12 protein-coding genes and 3 pseudogenes are annotated in these 15,989 nt (G+C 49.8%); 6 read left to right on the top strand and 9 right to left on the bottom strand.

The window, feature by feature from the left end:
• Positions 1-73: 73 nt before the first annotated feature.
• The 3 genes from JK231_RS25015 to JK231_RS25005 all read right to left on the bottom strand — a co-directional run bounded on the left by JK231_RS25015 (position 74) and on the right by JK231_RS25005 (position 1,382).
• Positions 74-337, bottom strand: a complete 264-nt coding sequence (locus JK231_RS25015) for a hypothetical protein (protein ID WP_211729882.1) — start codon at positions 335-337, stop codon at positions 74-76.
• 39 nt (positions 338-376) lie between these two features.
• Positions 377-883 carry a GNAT family N-acetyltransferase gene (locus tag JK231_RS25010; protein ID WP_200680914.1) on the bottom strand — a complete coding sequence of 169 codons (507 nt, stop codon included), beginning with the start codon at positions 881-883 and terminating at the stop codon, positions 377-379.
• A 97-nt stretch (positions 884-980) separates the two neighbouring features.
• Positions 981-1,382, bottom strand: coding sequence for a VOC family protein (locus tag JK231_RS25005; RefSeq protein ID WP_029990737.1), 402 nt, complete (start codon positions 1,380-1,382; stop codon positions 981-983).
• 984 nt (positions 1,383-2,366) lie between these two features.
• On the opposite strand from JK231_RS25005, the pseudogene JK231_RS25615 reads away from it, so the two are divergent.
• The 4 genes and pseudogenes from JK231_RS25615 to lptE all read left to right on the top strand — a co-directional run.
• Positions 2,367-3,138: pseudogene (locus tag JK231_RS25615) on the top strand (IS3 family transposase); the annotation flags it as partial.
• 11 nt (positions 3,139-3,149) lie between these two features.
• A complete protein-coding gene (locus JK231_RS25000) occupies positions 3,150-3,284 on the top strand; it encodes a DUF481 domain-containing protein (protein WP_211729884.1) in 135 nt (44 codons plus the stop codon).
• 840 nt (positions 3,285-4,124) lie between these two features.
• Positions 4,125-5,195 carry a glycosyltransferase family 9 protein gene (locus JK231_RS24995; protein ID WP_211729881.1) on the top strand — a complete coding sequence of 357 codons (1,071 nt, stop codon included), beginning with the start codon at positions 4,125-4,127 and terminating at the stop codon, positions 5,193-5,195.
• 8 nt (positions 5,196-5,203) lie between these two features.
• Positions 5,204-5,800 (top strand): LPS assembly lipoprotein LptE, encoded by a 597-nt coding sequence (gene lptE / locus JK231_RS24990; protein ID WP_249221842.1) that lies wholly within the window; start codon positions 5,204-5,206, stop codon positions 5,798-5,800.
• A gap of 226 nt (positions 5,801-6,026) precedes the next feature.
• On the opposite strand, the pseudogene JK231_RS25610 reads toward lptE, so the two are convergent.
• Positions 6,027-6,511 (bottom strand): annotated as a pseudogene (locus JK231_RS25610) (TonB-dependent receptor plug domain-containing protein); the annotation flags it as partial.
• Positions 6,512-6,835: 324 nt separating this feature from the next.
• On the opposite strand from JK231_RS25610, the gene JK231_RS24980 reads away from it, so the two are divergent.
• Both JK231_RS24980 and JK231_RS24975 read left to right on the top strand, forming a co-directional pair.
• Positions 6,836-7,327, top strand: coding sequence for a hypothetical protein (locus JK231_RS24980; RefSeq protein ID WP_211729880.1), 492 nt, complete (start codon positions 6,836-6,838; stop codon positions 7,325-7,327).
• On the top strand, positions 7,317-7,688 hold the full coding sequence (locus JK231_RS24975; RefSeq protein ID WP_211729879.1) for a DUF1493 family protein: 372 nt from the start codon (positions 7,317-7,319) through the stop codon (positions 7,686-7,688). Before JK231_RS24980 ends, JK231_RS24975 begins: the two co-directional genes overlap by 11 nt.
• Position 7,689: 1 nt before the next feature.
• Here the strand turns inward: JK231_RS24975 and JK231_RS24970 are convergent, their stop codons facing one another.
• The 5 genes and pseudogenes from JK231_RS24970 to JK231_RS25605 all read right to left on the bottom strand — a co-directional run.
• Positions 7,690-8,619: an ADP-heptose:LPS heptosyltransferase-like protein gene (locus tag JK231_RS24970; protein ID WP_211729878.1), complete on the bottom strand. Its 930-nt coding sequence runs from the start codon at positions 8,617-8,619 to the stop codon at positions 7,690-7,692.
• Positions 8,620-8,955: 336 nt separating this feature from the next.
• The gene (bamA, locus tag JK231_RS24965; RefSeq protein ID WP_211729877.1) at positions 8,956-11,385 is read right to left on the bottom strand and encodes an outer membrane protein assembly factor BamA; all 2,430 of its coding nucleotides are present in this window, start codon (positions 11,383-11,385) and stop codon (positions 8,956-8,958) included.
• Positions 11,386-12,993: 1,608 nt separating this feature from the next.
• Entirely contained in the window at positions 12,994-13,860 is an 867-nt protein-coding gene (locus tag JK231_RS24960; protein ID WP_211729876.1) for a RepB family plasmid replication initiator protein, read from the bottom strand.
• 508 nt (positions 13,861-14,368) lie between these two features.
• Entirely contained in the window at positions 14,369-15,415 is a 1,047-nt protein-coding gene (locus tag JK231_RS24955; RefSeq protein ID WP_211729875.1) for an FUSC family protein, read from the bottom strand.
• 195 nt (positions 15,416-15,610) lie between these two features.
• Positions 15,611-15,748, bottom strand: a pseudogene (locus tag JK231_RS25605) (SOS response-associated peptidase); the annotation flags it as partial.
• Between the last annotated feature and the right edge of the window lie 241 nt (positions 15,749-15,989).

Here is a 15,989-nt window from a genome sequence, read left to right as displayed (position 1 = left end):
TTCATGGGGACGTCCTCATGTGACTTATGAAGACATTACTAACATCGCGGTGTATTAATCAACGGGGAGCAGGTCACCGGAGTTCTGCTTTTTTAAGAAAGGTCAGCACATCGCCGCCCTGGAAAGATCTGACGCGGAAAAAGCCGCACAACTGGCCGGTGAAGGCTGGGAAAAGCAGTTTGAAGAGGTTCGCGCCGCCGATGCCGAAAGTGCGCTCGCCAGGCTGGCGGACATGCGGAAAGAGGAAGTGACGACGGAGCGCGCTTTCATAACGGGGTCCGTATTCAGCAGCCTTCTCACAGCCATTCTCAAATAACGGACGACTGGCAGCGTTCAATAACCCAGCCAGTCATTCGCTTTTACCATAACATCCCTGTTATGAATCGGTCTCAGAGTTCCTCCTCATAAGGAACTCGTCATGAAATACCCCGTCAACGCATAGTGCAGCGGTGTCTGTCGCCCACTCGCTGAATCCGAAGGAACGATAAAGCGCATACGCAGACCGGTTAGTGGTAACCACTGAGAGTTTCACTGTTTTAGCTGAGCTGGCGGCTTCCAGCGCCGCCTCCATGAGACCAGATGACAGGCCACTCCCTCTCATCCCGGAGCGAACATACATTCCCCAGATATTTGCAACGTGGCTCAGTTTAGGTAGCGAGCTGCGGCTAACGCCAATCATGCCCTGCAGAATATTATGGTGATCGTATCCACCAAAAACATGGCTGGCTCTCAGCTGTTCGGCAAAGAACTGCAGTGGCTTATGATTGCATTCCTCGTAAGAGGCACCAAAGGCGTCAGGATGAAGCCGCAAAGCCTCCAGCCTCAATTCTCTGAAGTCGCCAAGATCGCTTTCGGTGATGCGCCGTACCGTAAATTTTTCCACTGCTGGCTCCCTGCTGTCATTGATTTAAATTGTCATAGCCCACTAAATTTAACATAAGAGTTCGGCCACGCACCGGACGTGCGCAGCCTCAGAGCTGTCAGGGCTGCGCGTTCTGGTAGAGATCCCAGCGGTTACCGTAGATGTCCTCAAACACCACCACCATCCCGTATTCCTCCTCCCGCGGCTCCTGGCAGAAGTGGACGCCTTTTTCCTTCATGGCGTTATAGTCACGCCAGAAGTCGTCGGTCTGCAGAAACAGGAATACCCGACCGCCGCACTGGTTACCGATGAAGCCCTCCTGCCGCTCGTTTGAAGCGCGGGCCAGGAGAAGATTACAGTCGCTTTCCGGGTTCGGCGTCACCACAACCCAGCGTTTGCCCGGCTGCGGCGTGTCCTCAACCAGGGTAAAGCCCAGTTTGTCGGTGTAGTACTCAATGGCGCGGTCGTAGTCATCGACCACAATCGCCACGTATCCCATGCATCGCTTTTGCGTTCTCATTTCTGCTCCGTCAGGTTTCAGGCACAATTGCCTGGACACTCTCTTTTAACATAAAAGTGCTTTCGCGCCCCTCTAAAACGCCCTCAGCGCCATTCTGCGGCCAGAGGGCCGTTTCCGACACCTTTCCCCGTTCGTAACCCTGAAAAACGCCCCTGATGATTTCTGCGCGACTGCATGGCTATGCAGTGAGTGCTCGTCTCGAAAGATCAATGCATGCAGATTTTGGAAACGTCTGCTTCTGGCACATAGCGGACATCATGTAATACCTACATAACGCAACTCCGGCGGGCGAGCAGTGCGCAGCCTGCCTTCTGAATGACGCGCTAGCGTCATGGAGGCGCCAGATAATGGTGCTTATGGCTCAGAAGCCAATCGGCGCCGTACGCCCGGCGTAGCCGGTTTCTGACCGCTATATACTACGAATCCATCCCTCGCCCTGATTAGCCCAAACCAACTTTCAGCAACGAAGAAGTTTATGTAACCCCTTTTAACCCCGGTGAGCGGGCTTTACGGCGCTTGCGACGTAAAGGGCGTGATTTCCGGGGCCTTGGCGGCGGCAGCTTGCTGCTGACGCTTAGGGGGGTGTTAAACGCAACTTTAAGCGATAAGCACGGAACTTAACACGGTAGCTGCCAGGCACTATGCAGACAGGGTGATTTTCTTTATGAAGGGGCCATCATCCAAAACGTATCGCTCATTGGTATCGGTTTTAGTATGGACGTATTCTATTTTCATATTCTGCATAAACAAGGGCATGCCTTGTTGCGTAAAAAGTTTTCCCGTACACTTTTAACCCCCTTCTTTCCACCTGCTCAGTTTCTACTTTGGTGATTGAGTCCTGCGCCGGAGCCACTACATAGCGTGTCACCTTGTAAGTACCACCTAGCGTAATGGTGCCGTTCACATTCAGAGATCTTCCGGCATAATCATATTGCTAACGAAGCAGATCGCTATGCGTAAGCCCGTTTTTATGAGCATCAGGTCATCACCGTGAGTAAGTTAGAGTAAGCTGGACGAACGTAAAAGATGTCTGTCGAGAGGCCTGAATCACTTAAGCCACGTATTACAACTGGAAGTCTGAACGCAGTGAAAAGGAAGACATTATATTAAAAAGTTAGAGGATCCTGAGGGCGAGAACCTAGTGCTCAGGCCGAGGTTTTCCGCCCTCAGTTTTTAAAAATCGCGCTCTGAAATTCGTTATCGAAAAAAAGCTCTGAAGCCAGCCCTTCCAGCAAGAGCTGGTTATGCATCTGATAACAACAGACGAATTGAGTCTTCGTCAGGCCTACAGGAGTCCGAACCTCAGCAGAACGGTTTACCATTACCGTCCGAAAAATACCCGTGACGGCCCCTTATTTCCGCGTTGCAGGCGGCTGCGGAACTATATCAGCAATATGGCCACCCGGAGCTGTTTCAGGTTCTGCGAGGGCGGGGAGACCAGTGGAACCATTAACGGGTTCATCTTATTTACTGCCTGCTGAAGCTGAATTTTCGTCGCAAAGGTAAACAGCGTCTGTTGGTACTCAACCCCATCGCCGCTGGTCACACCTTAAGATTTGAACCAGAGCGGTCTGTCGCTTTTATGTATGACGGGCTGATTTGCGTCCGCTGCCTTCGCACATTCAATATCGTCTATGATTTTAATCGCGAAGCTTTGTCGATTAAAATAAACCTGTACCTCCAGGCCCAGCCAGTGGTTCGTGTGCTCGACAGGATCGCAGCAAACCGGGTAGATCCCGCGATGCCTCGCTTGGATATCACCACGGCATAAGAGTCGACCTGAATAAAAGGTTCGCTCTTAAAGTGACGTATACCTACACGCACAATTTCATGCCGCCTACCACAGCGCAGGATAAAACCGATACAACAACGCAGGTGTACATTGTTTATAACCTTTCCTGACGCAGCGATGTTCCATTCCGGAACCGGAAGAACAATTTTCGCTCCCCTGCTGATATCTCTTCAAATCGCGCATTGGGCCTGGCAACCTGTCTGATACCCTTAAAGCTTCTGAGGAGAAGCAGATGAGAAAAATGGTTCCGCTGTTACGAACGTTAAGCTGCAAAGTATCACTTTCCGGCTGTGTATGGCCGTGGTGGAATCCAGGTGGCGGCACCCTCGGGGGCAAGGAGCCGGCGCGGGCAGTCCGGGCTGACATTCAACATCTGCGAAATACAAATAGTTGGCAGAGTCAGCAGTCTGCATGCCGATGGACTTACGGCGGGCCTTGAACATTAAGATTGCTTCCTGAGGTCAGGTGAACTTCAGAAGAGGAAATAATGCAGAATGTGAATAGCCTTCCGGGCCTTAAACAAAGTCACCGAAAACGACGTCAGGCAATTCCCTGAGCATCATAACCGTCCGGGAAAGCCGGGAGTTTACACTCGTTGGCGCCCTTTTTTCTGCGTGTTGGTCAGCCGCCCGCCAGCGCAGTTCCAAAAAATGGCGGACAAGTAATGCTGATCTGACGCCGGGATGATTTCGGTCTAAACACCTTTAACCGTATTCTGCCTTTCGGTGATTGCGCATTGCCTCAGTGAGTATGTCCGGCCTTATGCTTCATGCAGAACCCAGTGCTTATTATTCTTAACAAAAAATTATTTAGCGACTGCGGAAATTATGTCAATTGTAAGCCTAATGCGCTGAATATGAAATTCGGTGTAAAACCGGTACGCCTCCCTGAACGGAAATGATTACCCGGACTCTTACCCTTTATTAATCATTTCAGAAAGGTAATTTTAGGTGAAGATACTGGTCATCTGCAGAGATAACATAGGCGACAGCATACTTGCGACGCCGCTCATTGCGCACCTGTCCACTATCCACGGAGCGACCACAGATGTGCTGACAAACAGCTATGCCTCGCCGGTGTTCAGCCATAACCCGCATATCCGTAAGGTGCATGAGTACAGCAAATCCAAACACTGTAAAAACCTGATTAGCGTTATCGTGGCCGTCGCCGTACGATTAAAAACCATTTTCAGGCTGAGAAAGGAAAAATATGACGCGGTGATTATCGCTAAATCGTCCTGGGATCCGCATTCGGTCAAATGGGCTGCAGGCATAGGCGCAAAGCGCGTTATCGCATTCGGGGATGAAGCCCATCCGCTGATTGATACTCTTGTGTCCCGGGCTGAGGGCACCCTGCACATTGCTGAAAGGCTTTTCAGGCTGGGTGCAGCCGTAACGGATGCGCCGCCGCTGCGCCGGTTTATCCCCGGGAAGAGCAGCGTCTACCCGGCCCCTGATCTGGTAACGAAGTTCAGGATGACCTGTGGTGTGGCGCCGGGCGAGCGTATCATTGCCCTGCAGATAAGCGCACGAAAACCGGCCCAGCAGTGGTCCGCGAGTAACTTTATCACACTTGCCCACCTTATCGCTGAGCGCTACAGATGCCGCATGTTTCTATTCTGGTCACCCGGCGACAGCTCGAACCCCATGCACCCGGGCGACGACATTAAGGCGGAATACATTACCGGACTGGCGGCGCGCTACGGACTTGAGGCCGTGCCTACATGCACGCTGGAAGAACTTAAAGCTGCGCTCTCCCTGTGTTCAGCAGTGGTGAGCAGCGACGGGGGGGCCGTACATGTTGCAGCCGCGCTCGGATTACCGGTCGTGGCATTATATGGCAACAGCGAGCCGGCACACTGGCATCCCTGGCATGTGCCTCATCAGGCTCTGCGGGGCAGCCGTGAACACGTCAATGATATCAGCCCGGAAAACGTTATGAATGCGATCGTTCCGCTTATCAGCCCGGCAGGTGAGCAAGGAGCCAGCGCATGGAGTTATGCCTCGCGTACCAGTGCCTGAAGTCGGCCATGGAAAATCCGGCCAGCCTGCGGGTGGCGCTGGCTGTTTTCACAGAAAACCTGAGAACGCTGAGCAGGCACAGCGCCCTTCTTTTTGTCCGTTTAGTGATGCCGGGAGCGGTACTGCTCCTGTGCGGTTGCGGCTTTCACCGGCATGGACACATCAGCGGGGGACAGACAATATCAGTCAGTCTGACAACAACAGACCCTTACGGGCCCTACGCACGAGCGGTCAGGCGCGAGCTCAGGCTGGACGGCATAGAAGTGTTGCGGAATGGCAGTGATGCCACGCCGGAAACGGTCAGGGTGGATCTGATTTCTTCCCAGGTAGGGTCGGATACTGCGTCAGTATTCATTAACGGTAGTACGGCGGAATATGAAATGGTTATGGATGCCCGCGTCAGCATTACCGCACCCGGCTGCTCACCCCTGAGCGTCAGCATCAGGCCCCACAAATCATATATTAATTATACCAGCGGGGCGCTGGCGGTGGATGCGGCTAAAGAAGTTTACACAGAAGAGATGTATCAGCAGGCTGCTATGATGATCAGTCGCCGTGTACTGGCTATATGGGATAAGCACAGCACGTGTCGTCAGCCATCCTGACAGGTTCAAGGACCCGTCAGGTCCCTGAAGCCGTCCGTTCGAAATGCAGTCCGAGCTATATAGTAGGTGCGTCCTGACTCATTATACGTCTGGGCACCTGTGCCGTAGGCATAGGTGCCTGAACTGCCGGAGACGCTGCCGCCGGAACTCGTGGACTGGGTATCTGAGGTCTGATCTTTCATGGCCTTATGTTTCACTTCAGCACCCAGCGTAAGTGTCTGTGGAACCAGTTACTGTCTCCCCGGGTATCCCGATCGTCCCGCCATCCGTAGCGAACTGAATTGCGGATGCTGACGGCATACCGTCTATCAGAATCAGCGTGTTTTCCGGCCCCGCACCCCGGAGATCTATCTGACGGTTGTTATCGCGCTGGCCGCTAGCAGAGTTGCCAGCCATATTAACGCCGGGCACGGTACAAATAATCTCTCACACGCCTCTCTGTACGGGATGCTTTTTCAGCGCATGACTTTCAATGATGGACACGCCTGATGCCTGAAGCGTCTGCTCGCGGGCGGTTACCGTGAGTGTATTATCCTTAAAAAAGTTTTTGCTTTCTGAAATTTTCAATGACGAATCTTGCTTTGTCTGCTGTGTGCTCTGAGAAATTACAGTTGTATCAGTGCGCTGCTGCTCTGCCCTGAAAGGGAAAGAAAGGCTGATATAGACAGAATTCATAATCATCGATGTACTCAATAGGATGTTTTTACACACTTGCTGGATCCAGAGAGTTTAGTGAAAGAGAACGCCACCACACCCGGTGAGAATAGTTCTCATTCAATTTTTCCACATGGCAGTTGAAAGATATCCGTAATTCAATTGAAAAACTATCCAGCAAGTCAGTCTGAGTGGATGCAGCGAAGAAAATTAAGGAATTATGAAGGCTGTGAAAGTGGATATTTAGTGAATAAATAGCGTAAGTTTTGTAAAGTAAAAATAAATATTGCGAATTTAACAGTTATATTGCTGTCTCTGAATTATGGAAAGAAAATTCATGAGAGATATTGAAAATGAATGATTTAAGCGGAAATATAATGTATGAATAAGCTCCGTGATGATACACGTTGTGGTGCCATTAACTTAATGTTAAATATTTCAGGCTATGATGACGAAACACTGATAAACCTGATCCCATTGCTGACTGAATTCCGGTTAAAAATTCCGGATCTCCGCCTGACGTTTTACAACTATGATGCTGATTACCGATTTACCCCTGAACTGATAAGTATGCTGGAGAAGCATGGAAAATATAATCTGTTAACACCGACATACTCAGACGGCGTAAAGATGTTGACTGCCGAGATAAGACGGCAACACGTGATTCTTACGGAAGATAATATGATGGTGCTTGCTGCCGGCGCGGCACGGATTAAGACCGTCATTTTACCCGACGCAGGGTTGCACCATAAGCAAAGCGATGGTGCTGATTATGAGGGCACAAGATTGATAAGTCATAAAAAAAAACTTTTTATTCGCAGGCTGAAAAGCGGGCTCATCAACGCACTGGAAGAGGCAGCATATGAACAATAGTGATACGACTACCGAGAAAGAAATCCTCAAAATGCTGACCTACTACGCTGGAAAAGTCATGGGGCAATCTGTCTTCAGAAAAAGGGATATGCATCTTCTGTGGACCGGGATAAATGAAGTTTATGCAGAAATGTTGATGGACGAATTTTTCACCCGCTTTAACGTAGATTCCTCTGGCTACCAGCACGCGCTGTATTTTCCGGCAGACGGCGAGACAAGCCTTTGCATCAATCTTATAAGGTATCAGCATGGACAGGAAAGTCGTGCAAAGCCCTTTACGCTGAAGCTTCTTACAGAGTCAGTCCGGGTGGGGTACTGGATAGACAGGCGGGCAGAACCCACCTGTATAAGGCGGATTTAAATCAGCTGTAAAATCCATTGCTGCTGACACTTGTACTGAAAATTCCCTCTGCTTCTGTGTTACTGACGCGCTGACATTCGGGCGGAATATCACTCACCTGATGTGTTCCGGGATAAATCACCGGCACTCGCAGCGATGCGGCCATCCAGGCCGCGTCCCGATCTGCACTGACTAACCTGCTGCACAGGGATATCATGGCAATAAAATCGGCTGTTTTTGTCGTGGTCACCATCGTCATGACCACGTCGCTGCATAACGACTCAGCTTTGGCCATGATTGCCCTGTCCTGATGGCCAGATACAGATTTATCTCCGGCTGATATAAGAAAAACGCGTCCACGCACGGCGAGTTCACGCATGAGCTTTGCCCATTGCATTGCGGTCCAGCCGACACGAGCTGCGGAGTTAATGACTATACCGATATTTTCAGCCGTCAGAGAGATGCAGTAGCGTCTGGCCATCAACATGGCAGACTGGAGATCAGGGTACAGCTTCAGAGAGGCTTCTCGGGCTTGCTCTCTCTCAGACTCTGCAAAAGTATCAGCTCCAGTCAGCTTATGATAGTAGTCAATAAAGCCATCATCCCGGAAATAACCGGCCCACTTTGCTCCACTGAGTATTTTCCATATTCTGGACTGACGGGTACTGACAGAATTGAGGGAGATAATACAGTCGAACTGTTCGTGACGCATGGCCATGAGTGTTTTCAGCAAACTTATCCGGAAAAATAATCGTCCCCATCGTGAGTGACAGGACGTAGCGTTGACTCTGAATATTTTTCTGAGATCAGGATTTGCAATAAATAAGGGTTGCTGTTCTGTTCTGATCAGCATATCGATTTTAATGAGATCGTTACAGGCCAGTTTTCTGAGAAAAGGCGTAGCCGAAAGGTTGGTGACCACGTCATCGGCACCTATAATTAGTATCTTCATTTTATTTCCAAAAAAAGCCGGAATCCACGCCGGCGAAGATAATAAGTGTCTCAATCAGGGAATGGTTTGTCTCACCAGACGATGTACATGATAGGTGATATGATGATTCTATCAAAACATGAAACAACCAATATAAAGTAAGATTTAAGATGAATTTGTAATGCTAATGAAAAACAGATGAATGATTGTTCTGTGAGTTTCCTTAACCCTTTCTGTATCCTGCATGATATTTAACCTCACAAAAATTTCAGATTTCTTTCCACCTGCCAGCATAAAATTTTACGGAGCGACCGCAGGGGTAAATAAAGCCGGGAGAACCTCCCGGCTGATAAGTCGCTACCAGGTCTTACCAATGTTGAACTGGAACTGTTCTGACTTATCCCCTTCATATTTCTTAAGAGGCAGGGCGTAAGAAAAGACCAGCGGTCCCAGAGGGGACTGCCACTGCAGGGCAACCCCTGACGATACGCGGATCTTGGTTGGATCGCTGTAGTCCGGGATGCCCGCCGCACGGGTCTCGGCAGTATTCTGCCATTTTGTATCCCACACGCTCCCCGCATCAACAAAAAACGATGTTCGGAGCGAGTCCGCGTAACGCTCGCTGACAAACGGCGTAGGGGTAATCAGTTCCGCACTGATAATCCCCATCGCATTTCCTCCCACCGCATCGCTGGATTTCGTCACCGGGCACGTACTGGTACTGCTCTCAGAACCATTACAGCGGTAATAAGCTGCTTTGGGGCCGATAGTGTTCGAGGAAAAACCGCGTACAGAGCTGGAACCGCCAGCGTAAAAGTTGTCGTAAAACGGCACCTCTTTGCCGCCCAGCCCATCTGCATATCCCGCTTTCGTACGGCCCATCAGTACCCAGCGGTGGTCACTGCTGAGTGGCAGGTAAGCACTGGCGTTCAGCGTACTCTTGTAGTAACTGTTGGTTGAGCCCGGAATGGTGACTTTGGTATTAAACCCGGCCGTCACACCTGACGTAGGAAAAAAGCCGCGATCCAGTGAATTATATCCCCAGCCGGCATTCCAGAAGAAATCATTAGCGGTATAGGTCGCATCGCTCGCTCCGTCATCATCAACCGTACGAGTTGTCATGGAAGGATGGATCCCCTGTGAGCCGAGATAGCGCCACATTGAAACCTGCGGAGACATGTTGCTTACGCGGTTATAAACATAATCAAATCCGGTGCTCAGATTACTGTTTTCACTCACAGGAAAACTCAGCGTGCTGCCCGCGCCAATACTTTTCAGTGTATACTCAGACAGGTCGTTGTCTTCTGCGCTGTAGTCATTATAAAAGACCTTCCCGCCCAGACTGACACCATCCACGGTGAAATAAGGGTTGGTCGCCCCCATTTCAACATAAGTCTGATAGCTGTTTTTTGTACCACTGAAGCTTACCGTGTTACCCGTCCCCAGCCAGTTGTCCTGACTGACGCCAAGCTGATAGCTGATACCACTGTCCGTACCATAACCGAGGCCGACATTAAACGTTCCGGTATTGCGCTCTTTCACTTTGTAGATGACGTCAACCTGATCCGGACTTCCCGGTACGCGCTGAGTGTCGACATCCACGCTCTCAAAATATCCCGTGCGGTTCAGGCGAGCTTTGCCCTGTTCAAGCTTGTCTCCTGCCAGCCAGGCACCTTCCATCTGCCGCATCTCCCTGCGAAGGACGGCATCGCGCGAAGTATCATTGCCGCTGAACTTCACCCTACGGACGTAAAAACGGCGACCTGAATCGACGTTAACATGTAAAACTACCGTTTTGTCTGCATCGTTAATTTCAGGCTGCGTGCTGACCTGCGGAAACGCATAACCATTCCGGCCAAGCATTAATTTTACAGCGTCTTCCTTAGCCGTTATGGCCGCACCACTATACAGAGCGCCCTGCGGGAAATTAGCGATTTTTTCAATTTCCGCGGCATGTCCGGACATATCTCCGGTGAATATGACCTGAGATACATGGTAAACATCGCCTTCGTGAAGATTGACGGTCAGGTATATTCCTTTCTTATCGGGCGTAAGACTGACCTGAGTGGAATTAATAGCGAAACGCGCATAACCGCGGTCCAGATAGTAACTTCTGAGCGTTTCAAGATCGGCAGCCAGTTTCTGTTTCTGATACTTTCTGTCGGCAATGAGGTTCCACCAGGGGACATCGTCCCGGAGCTGTAAGTGAGAGATGAGTTCATCGGAAGAGAAAGCCTGATTGCCGATAATATTGATTTGCTGAATTTTTGCAGACACACCTTCATTAAATACAAATTTAAGGTCCACGCGGTTGCGGGGCAACGGCGTGACAACCGCTTTGACGCTGGCCGTGTATTTCCCGGAGCTGTAATAGAAATCTTCCAGTCCCTTTCCAATATCTGAAAGCATGGTGCGATCAAGAGCCTCTCCCACTCTGATACCTGACGCATCCAGATTCTGCCTGAGCTGGTCTTCTTTAAGCGCCTTATTACCGGCAAAAGATATGCTGGCAATCGCTGGACGTTCTTTGACTTTAACAATGAGGGTATTCCCGTCGCGTAACACCTGGACGTCATCAAAGTTACCGGATGCAAAAAGGGCGCGAATGGTCTGACGAATTTCTTCATTGTCCACCTGTTCACCCACATGAACCGGCATTGTAAGCAGCACTGCCCCTCTGGTGACTCTCTGCAGCCCCTCAAATTTAATGTCATTTATCATAAGTTCACCTGCTCCCGCCGCAGCAGAGGTCGCGATGAAGAGTAGTCCGGTCACTAACTTTCTCATTCTTTGTTGTCCTGATGATCCGTCTGAATAGCGATACATATTGCTTTTAAAGAGACAGGTGCATGATTCATAAATATATGTTGTTTGGGATGAGTAATGCGTTTTGAGACAGTTTGCGTTCATTTTAATTCTTGGGCGTTAACGCTTTTTCGATTTCATTACAGTAACCTGTAATGAATATGCAGCATTGGTACTGAATGAATGTGTTTTTTTAAGACTGGTCATGGCATCTTAAAATAATGCCGGCGTTGAGATTTTCCTTTGACAGTCACTGTGAACTTGTTTGTTTTGTTCCTGTCATATGCGTAAAGGAGAAAAAAATGATTTTCACTATCAATAAACATTGCTGCAACAGAACAAAACAAATTTATTATGCTGTCAGCCCTCAGGGTTGCATATTGGTGTTGTCCTATAATACCCCAGTGTTTTTTTGCCAGGGGGACAGATTTATAAGAATGAACGCCGGGTCCATCATCTTCCAGGGAAGGTTAAAAATGCCTGTTTTTACTCATTACTTTGGCCACTGCGTCTTTACGGCTGAGAAAATATATCGGAAAATGGTAAGCGCTGATTCCTCTTATGACAGGTATGTTCTTTTTTCATAGTTTTTATTTTTGAAAATAGGTGGCTTTGAATGCAGAACTCGTTTTCCAGCAGATTTTTAATAATTTAAAATATTTTATTTCAATAACGAAGACTTGCACCTCAGAGATTTTTGAATCTCTTTTATGAGATGATAACTTCTCTGTGATTCGTTCTCCATTTTCCGGTCGATTTCTTAAAATTACCAGACACTTTATTCCATTTCATATCAACTATATTCTGCACCATCACTTAGGGGCTTTAACCAGTGCTGCTTTCAAACCAGTGCGAAGGCGGTCCGGGCATAATTCTTCTTTGTCATAAACTGAATCTCCGATGAGTGCCTGCTCCGGCATTGCTGACTTTCCCGTCTGCAGAGTAGTGTTTCCTGACGGTATCAGACTATAAGCGCCCGGCACCCATCAGCCCGTGAGGTTGTGAGCATTTCGCGTGCCAGCGCAGTGTTATACTAAATTCCTACGGCAGCCAGGCATCCACATCAGAGAACGGATAGTTATGGAGAAAGACGCGGAGGCCGTGAGCCTCGATTTCCACTGGCAAAGTCGTGCGAACTGAGATCTTTAAAAGAGCACTGCCGAGAGCATGTGTGCCAGCGGGAAAGTGCTGCAGTGCTGAGAGAGCGCAAAGTAACCGTGCTGAGCCATCGTCAGTCCGGCTGTCGCATATACCGGGTGCAATTATATGAGGATAATCAGGCTGCCAGCTGCAGGTGCAGGCCGAGGCCCTCAAGATGTGCGCTGACGGGATAAGAAGTATGTAAGTGTGTGCTGACGGGATAAGAATACCGAGGATGTGCGCTGGCGGGGGAATGACGGAGTTTTTTCCCGCCAGCGCACATCTTAAGTGCGTTACCAGACTCAGATACGAGGTGAAGAAGAGCCTTTCCCGACAGCACACACGAACGAGCCGATCCTGATCACTCACACGGGTATTCTGCTCCTGATAGCGTGCCCGGCAGCACACACTTTTACTGATGGCCAGGTATGACCCGACTGTCTCATATCATTACAAATCTGATGGTTTAAGTTTCGGATTACGTTTATGAATAATAAGGTAATTCTCACGTTCTTTACGGACAAGTGAAAATTCCAGATACCCGATTTTCTGCAGCTGCTCCAGCGCTTTTTTGATCGTGCGATTTTGTTCGCTCACCGAACTGGAGAGCGAAAGGCGTTCACGCAGGCGCGCAAAGGCCACGGGTATGGGATGAGCGGGCAGGCTTTCGATAAAGGTATATATGGCCTGGGCTGCCTCTTTCTTTGGAAGCGCCTTAATAGCATGCTGTTGCAGAAGCACGCGATAATCGAGCTGAAAAAGTTCCCAGAGCTTCTCATCGGCTTCAAGCTGAACAATGTCTTTGTCAGCGTCAAAATAGCCGGTTTTGAGCAGGCCTGTCTGGTAGCTGCCACGTACGTCTTTTCCCCGCTTAAACGAGATCGATTTATTACGCAGTTTACCCAGCGATTCATGAATAGCACTGCGCAGACGACTGTCTATGCGCTTGGCTGAAAACCCACACCCTTTTGCAAAATCGCTAAATTTCAGCTCGATTTTATTTGAATTAAGCCCGTGCTTGCTGAATGCATAGATGACGCCAATCCAGACCTTGAAGTCGCAGTCCATATCCAGACGCGGGCCCGCAATGTTGATGTTGTCGTAACCTTCAGCTCTGGCGATTTCCAGCTGGGAAAACAGCTCGGAGGCATCCACAACATTATTTTCCCCCTGCGATTTTGAAGGCTTGGGCACAAAAACGCCCAGTCGCATCAGCGCGACGGGCTGCACGGTATTATTAGAATTAACTGTGAGTTGTTTTTCCTTGCTGATCATGTCGCTGTACAGCGCATCGCCAATAAAAGTGTTTTCTTTCATTTTGTTATGTGAATTCCCTGCGCGTATGTGCTGCTCAAGAGTATGATCCGGGCTCTTCCCGCCAGCACACACAATACATCCCGGCACGACACATTTCCATCCCGCTGGCACACATATTTCACCCGCCAGCACACACGAAGATCCCTTCAGTACACATCCGGATATGGCTTCAGACCAGCGATGGCGGGGTTTGCAGAGGGCCGGGATCTATATGGAACTTAAAGGATCTATGTGGAACTGTTATTGGATCGCTCCTGTGTATTTGTGGATAAGACCATTAATGGGGAGCGTAGCCTGAGCCCACAGGCTATCTCTGGTATCGCTCTGCAGAATGGCTCCCTGCATTTAAGGTATCGGCGGGAGGATTCTGCTGCCTGACATTATGCACTGGCCCTCGCAGGTGACCTGCATGGCATGCATGTTTTCGGTACTTATCCTGGCGTTCATAGCGGGCGTCACGCTAACGCCCCCCAGCCATCGTCCTGTGGATGGCATTAATGATGAAAAATCATCCTGTCCCTGAACGGCTAACCTTCATAATCTGTGCGCGCGTGGCCATTCGGGTAAGTATGATCGCCAGAATAGCTGTTGCCCCTCCCAGGGCAGTCGACTCAAACCGGTGCAGGGCAATACCTGTCTGAGGAATGCCGAATCCGGAGATCATGAAAACCACCATTGTGGTGATGAGAAAGCTGAAGAGGCCATACGAGCGATTGATCATTGAATAAGAGAAGGTGAAGGCAGCAAACCCGGTGATAATAAAGCCAGCCATTATGAATAACGAACTGCTGCAATAATCGATAAGGCCGGCTGCCGTAATGCAGCCTGTCAGCGTACCAAGCACACGTGTCTGCACCCTTGATAACGTATCCCGGTAATTATTTCGCAGGCAGATGAGCAGCGTCATACCCGCCCAGTAGCCATTAGTCAGGTTTAGCAGATGAACTGCCGTCAGCGCACCAGTCATCCCCAGCATGCCGCATATGACTGACCATTGCAGATGGACACGATGTTTGTACTTAACAAGGAAATGCATCAAAAAACGTTTCCACGTGCCCGGGCTGAAATCGCGAAGCTGAAATTTTCGTCGCTGGAAGATTATTACCAGAATTATCATCTGTAGTATTCCGCCTGCACCGACAAGACCGGCACGCAGGAGGGCATGCTCCGGGGTTCCGGCAAAGCTGCCCGACACGAGGTAAGTAATTGTCCACTGCTGCAGCATCCACCATGCACTGACATCGATGTTAGCCATCACCACATACAAGCCGGTGTAAAGCAGTGCACCGGCCACATACAGGGAAAATATATTTCCAGTCAGACTACCCAGCCAGGCAGAAAAAATAAGACCCGCCACAGTGGTTGCGAGCAATGACAGTGATGACCCTCCCCATGTTTTGTTTGCTCCGAAAGCAAGGGTAATCGCGCCACCTGTTTCGATACTGGCTGCGGCAACATGGTCGGTTAGATAGCCTGCAACGCTGATAATAATGATGGCGGGCAGGCAGTAAAGCCCCAGCGTAATATCGTGTCGGATACCCGGTTCAGACGGCATGAGATCTCCCGTATACAAACAGAGCTGAATAATGACTGAAAATGAGAAACCCGGCTGTGGCCTTCGTTGATAACACTGTTTACTTCTCCTTTAAAATCCTGTTGATCGGCTTTTAAAATAATTGGTTTTAAGAGCCACTACGGGCAGCTTTCCTTAGGCCTTAATCCGGTTCAGCATTTCTGGCCTGCTCCCGATGAGGAGCAGCACACGCGTGCCTGGCGCGGCGTTGAACCGGCCAATGGGCTCCGGGTCGAGCGTAATTTCGTCCTATGCCAGGCACAACGCGTCAAAATACTCACCACGGCTGCTGTACTGCGCAAATCTTCCACACATGGTGAGCTCCCGCTGTGGCTGTAAGGATAGCGGCTTATACTGATATCAGAGATGTCATCCGGCCTGTACGCGTTGTAGGCAGGCGCTGTCAGGAGCACGTATGAATTACTATCAGAAGCTGAGTCAGCCCGTCGTCAGAGCGGAAATGGCGCATGACTGGCCGACTGCCGCCTCGCAGTGGCAGACGCTGCTCAGACGGCCGGCAGCCCACCCCTGGCGACAGTGGATAATCGGGCGCGTA

This window comes from Pantoea sp. JGM49 (assembly GCF_018257655.1).
Taxonomy (GTDB): domain Bacteria; phylum Pseudomonadota; class Gammaproteobacteria; order Enterobacterales; family Enterobacteriaceae; genus Pantoea; species Pantoea communis.
The sequence above is the reverse complement of the archived record's forward strand: the minus strand, read 5'-3'. Positions and strand labels throughout refer to the sequence as shown.

Bases quoted from the DNA above. Each gene is read 5' to 3' on its own strand.
- JK231_RS24980 (WP_211729880.1), top strand. From the start codon at position 6,836: ATGAATAAGCTCCGTGATGATACACGTTGTGGTGCCATTAACTTAATG.
- JK231_RS24970 (WP_211729878.1), bottom strand. From the start codon at position 8,619: ATGAAGATACTAATTATAGGTGCCGATGACGTGGTCACCAACCTTTCG.
- JK231_RS25005 (WP_029990737.1), bottom strand. From the start codon at position 1,382: ATGAGAACGCAAAAGCGATGCATGGGATACGTGGCGATTGTGGTCGAT.
- JK231_RS24955 (WP_211729875.1), bottom strand. From the start codon at position 15,415: ATGCCGTCTGAACCGGGTATCCGACACGATATTACGCTGGGGCTTTAC.
- JK231_RS24975 (WP_211729879.1), top strand. From the start codon at position 7,317: ATGAACAATAGTGATACGACTACCGAGAAAGAAATCCTCAAAATGCTG.
- bamA (WP_211729877.1), bottom strand. From the start codon at position 11,385: ATGAGAAAGTTAGTGACCGGACTACTCTTCATCGCGACCTCTGCTGCG.
- lptE (WP_249221842.1), top strand. From the start codon at position 5,204: ATGGAAAATCCGGCCAGCCTGCGGGTGGCGCTGGCTGTTTTCACAGAA.
- JK231_RS24960 (WP_211729876.1), bottom strand. From the start codon at position 13,860: ATGAAAGAAAACACTTTTATTGGCGATGCGCTGTACAGCGACATGATC.